The sequence below is a fragment of the Chitinophaga dinghuensis genome (genome assembly GCF_003259435.1).
Classification (GTDB): Bacteria; Bacteroidota; Bacteroidia; order Chitinophagales; family Chitinophagaceae; genus Chitinophaga; species Chitinophaga dinghuensis.
In genome coordinates this window covers 1-4772 of sequence record NZ_QLMA01000009.1, presented here as the reverse complement: position 1 = coordinate 4772, position 4772 = coordinate 1, and the positions used below count along the sequence as shown (strand labels likewise).

General features: G+C 47.6%; 1 protein-coding gene. It reads right to left on the bottom strand.

The window, feature by feature from the left end; translation table 11 throughout:
- The coding region (locus CLV59_RS29015; RefSeq protein WP_211324022.1) for an Ig-like domain-containing protein at positions 1 to 4772 on the bottom strand (4772 nt) is incomplete at both ends.

The following is a 4772-nucleotide window of genomic DNA, read 5'->3' as shown; positions in this document are numbered from 1 at the left end:
ATGATATCGGCAGCTACTGCATTCTTGAATACAGTCAGGGTGATCGGTGTACGTGCGGTATCATTTGCACAGCCGTTCGCGTTATTCGCTTTCACATAGTAGGTGTAAGTACCTACTGGCAGGGTATTCGGTGTGGTGTACACATTATTAGCCGCAGGCAGTACGTTACCGACTGAATCGTACCAAGTATAAGTAATACCAGGTTGTGCGATCACTTTCAGCGTTGCTGGCAGATTACTTTGACATACGCTGGTCGGGTTACTGCTGTCGGCAACTGGAGCCGGAGGAATAGCCGTGATGTTTACAGTTACTGGTTTCAGGTTACCTGGCGCATTTGCACAATTACCATTATTGCTTACGCTTACATAATAAGTGTAGCTACCAACTGCCAGATTTGTCAGTGTCAGCACACCGGTTGCAGGGTTCACGCCATTGGTGATTGGCATTGTTTTCTGCTGGTCTGCGTACCACATAAACACTGGATTTGGAACAGTGGTGCTTGTCGGTACAAGACGAATCGTGTCTCCCACACATCCATTCCGCACACTGTCGATTGTAATATCGGATGGCAGAGAACCGTTGGTCACCGTGATGGTGATTGGCGTTTTAGCGTTACCATTATTACAGCCGTTTGCAGTGGTTCCTTCTACGAAGAAGGTATGCGGACCTACTGCCAATGTATTGGAAGTGGTGTATGCGTTACTATTTGCCACCAACACATTACCGGTTGAATCATACCAGGTGTAAGTAACACCAGGCTGAGCAACCACTTTCAGTGTTACAGGCAGATTGCTGATACAAACTGTAGAAGGATTGCTGGTATCAGCTATCGGAGTTGGATTTGCCAATACTACTACTGGAACAGGTATTCTGTTTGGATTTTCGCAATTCTGCGGTCCACCGTAAACAGCCAGCCAGTAAGTAACAATACCTGGAGTTCTCAGCGTATCTGTTGTGTAAGTATTGCTGGAGCTCAGCACGGTAGTGCTGGTAGAATCAGCGTACCAATGAACACCGGTGCCTGTTGCAGGAGTTACCGTTAAGGTAGCTGCTGTATTTGCACAGATGGTATCATGTGGCGTATTAACTGTTGGGTTAGGATAGATGATCCTAGCGCCATAGATATTAATTGAGTTCAACAGATTAGCTACACCAGTGAGTGTCACCTGCACGCGATCGTAAGGAGCGCCTGTTGGGATTGTAGCAATAATCTGTGAGCCACCACCCAGCAGTTCCAGTGTCAGCAGGTGAGACAAGGTGTCTGCCGATACTTGTGTAGTACCATTATACACGGTCAATACTGTACCACCGAGCAGACTTGCGTCTACCAGATTTACAGAAGAGCCTAAGGTTACTCTGATACTATCAGTAGCATTACCTGTACTTGGGAAGATTAACTGTTGGTAAACAGAACCACCCAACAGACCTACTGGCATTGCCAATGTAGTGAAGTTCGTAGTTGAACTGTCGATATCGAAGGTTGGGTTCTGCACAGAGCAAAGGATACAACCAAGGGTAGTACCTGATACCTGGCTGGTAGCCATGTTACAAGCTGTAGGCGGAACTACAGGACCAGTAACTGTTACTACAACTGGTACGCGGGCAGATGAGCAACCACCTGGTACCACTACAGCAGCCCAGTAAGTAAATATACCTGGACTATTGAATGGACCTACTACAAATGGAGTTCCTGAACCAAGAACAGTGGTGGTAGTAGAATCTGCATACCAGTTGATCGTTGCACCTGGAACTGGAGTAGCGGTGAGACTTGCAGTCTGACCAGTGGCTACAACTACCGCACCTGCTACTACTGGAGGAGCTGGTGTTGTCACCACATCCACAACAGCAGATTTCAGGTTACCTGGAGCATTGCCACAACGGTTACTACCAGCGATGGCTACGTAGTAAGTATAAGTGCCAACTGCCAGTCCGGAGATTGTCAGTTTACCTGTTGAGTCGATTACGTAAGTCACACCACCAACAGTAGCATTTGTGATAGGCTGTGTTTTAGCCGCATCGAAGTACCAGCTGAAGGTTGGATTAGTGATACCGGATGCAGGATTAGCCGTTGGAGCCAGAACTGCATTACCGTTTGCACAAGCGATGGTAGTATCTGCCAGGTTGATATCAGCTGGCGTACCCAGTGGGGTTACTACTACCTGAACAGGTATTCTGTTTGGATTTTCACAATTCTGCGGTCCACCATAAACAGCCAGCCAGTAAGTAACTATACCTGGTGTTTTCAGCGTATCCGTTGTGTAAGTATTACTGGAGCTCAGCACAGTAGTGCTGGTAGAATCAGCGTACCAATGAACACCAGTGCCTGTTGCAGGAGTTACCGTTAAAGTAGCTCGTGTATTTGCACATACAGTATCATGTGGCGTATTGATGGTTGGGTTAGGATAGATGATCCTAGCGCCATAGATATTAATTGAGTTCAACAGATTAGCTACACCTGTCAGACGGATTTCTACGCGGTCGTAGGCGGCGCCTGTTGGGATAGTAGCGATAAACTGCTGGTTACCGCTTAACAAGCGCAGGGTAAGCAGGTTAGAAAGCGTATCTGCGGATACTTTCGTAGTACCATTGTATACTGTCAGTACAGTACCACCGAGCAGACTTACATCTGCAAGGGCAGTAGAGGTACCCAAAGTAACTTGGATACTATCTGTAGCATTACCTGTACTTGGGAAGATAAGTTCCTGATAAACAGAACCACCCAACAGACCTACTGGCATTGCCAATGTAGTGAAGTTCGTAGTTGAACTATCGATATCGAAGGTTGGGTTCTGTACAGAGCAGAGGATACAACCAAGCGTAGTACCTGAAGTCTGACTGGTGGCTACGTTACAAGCTGTAGGCGGTACTACAGGACCTGTAACTGTTACCACAACTGGTACGCGGGCAGATGAGCAACCACCTGGCACCACTACAGCAGCCCAGTATGTAAATGTACCTGGACTATTGAATGGACCTACTACGAATGGAGTTCCTGAACCAAGAACAGTAGTGGTAGTAGAATCTGCATACCAGTTGATGGTTGCACCTGGAACTGGAGTAGCGGTGAGACTTGCAGTCTGACCAGTGGCTATTACTACCGCACCTGCCACTACTGGAGGAGCTGGTGTTGTCACCACATCCACAACAGCAGATTTCAGGTTACCTGGAGCATTGCCACAACGGTTGCTACCAGCGATGGCTACGTAGTAAGTATAAGTGCCGACTGCCAGTCCGGTGATCGTCAGTTTACCTGTTGAGTCGATTACGTAAGTCACACCACCAACAGTAGCATTCGTGATAGGCTGTGTTTTAGCAGCATCGAAGTACCAGCTGAAGGTTGGGTTAGTGATACCGGATGCAGGATTAGCCGTTGGAGCCAGTACTGCATTACCGTTTGCACAAGCGATGGTAGTATCTGCCAGGTTGATATCGGCAGGCGTACCCAGTGGGGTTACTACTACCTGAACAGGTATTCTGTTTGGATTTTCGCAATTCTGTGGTCCACCGTAAACAGCTACCCAATAAGTAACTATACCTGGTGTTTTCAGCGTATCCGTTGTGTATGTAGGATTAGAGCCCAGTACAGTAGTGCTGGTAGAATCTGCATACCAATGAACACCAGTTCCAGCTGATGGAGTAACTGTCAGTGTGGCTTTTGTATTCACACAAACAGTATCATGTGGCGTATTGATGGTTGGGTTAGGATAGATGATCCTAGCGCCATAGATATTAATTGAGTTCAACAGATTAGCTACGCCTGTCAGACGGATTTCTACGCGGTCGTAGGCGGCGCCTGTTGGGATAGTAGCGATAAACTGTTGGTTACCGCTTAACAAGCGCAGGGTAAGCAGGTTAGAAAGCGTATCTGCGGATACTTTCGTAGTACCATTGTATACTGTCAGTACGGTACCGCCGAGCAGACTCACATCTGCAAGGGCAGTAGAGGTACCCAAGGTAACCTGGATACTATCTGTTGCACTTCCTGTATTCGGGAAGATCAGTTCCTGATAAACAGAACCTCCCAACAGACCCACTGGCATTGCCAATGTAGTGAAGTTCGTAGTTGAACTATCGATATCGAAGGTTGGGTTCTGCACAGAGCAGAGGATACAACCAAGGGTAGTACCTGAAGTCTGACTGGTGGCTACGTTACATGCTGTAGGCGGTACTACAGGACCAGTAACTGTTACCACAACTGGTACTCTTGCAGAAGAACATGCTCCTGGAATTGATACACCTGCCCAATAAGTATAAGTACCCGGATTAGAGAACGGACCTACTACAAATGGTGTTCCTGAACCAAGAACAGTAGTGGTAGTAGAATCTGCATACCAGTTGATGGTTGCACCTGGAACTGGAGTAGCGGTGAGACTTGCAGTCTGACCAGTGGCTACAACTACCGCACCTGCCACTACTGGAGGAGCTGGTGCAGTTACTATGTTCACCACCGCAGCTTTTAGATTACCGGCTGCATTTGGACAACGGTTGCTACCTGCGATCGCGACATAATAAGTATAGGTGCCGACCGCCAGTCCGGTGATCGTCAGTTTACCTGTTGAGTCGATTGCGTAAGTAGTTCCGCCAACAGTAGCATTTGTGATTGGCTGTGTTTTAGCAGCATCAAAATACCAACTGAAGGTTGGGTTAGTGATACCGGATGCAGGATTAGCCGTTGGAGCCAGTACTGCATTACCAGTAGTACAAGCAGTGGTGGTATCTGCCAGAACGATGTCTGTAGGCGCACCCAATGCTTTCACTACTACCTGAACAGG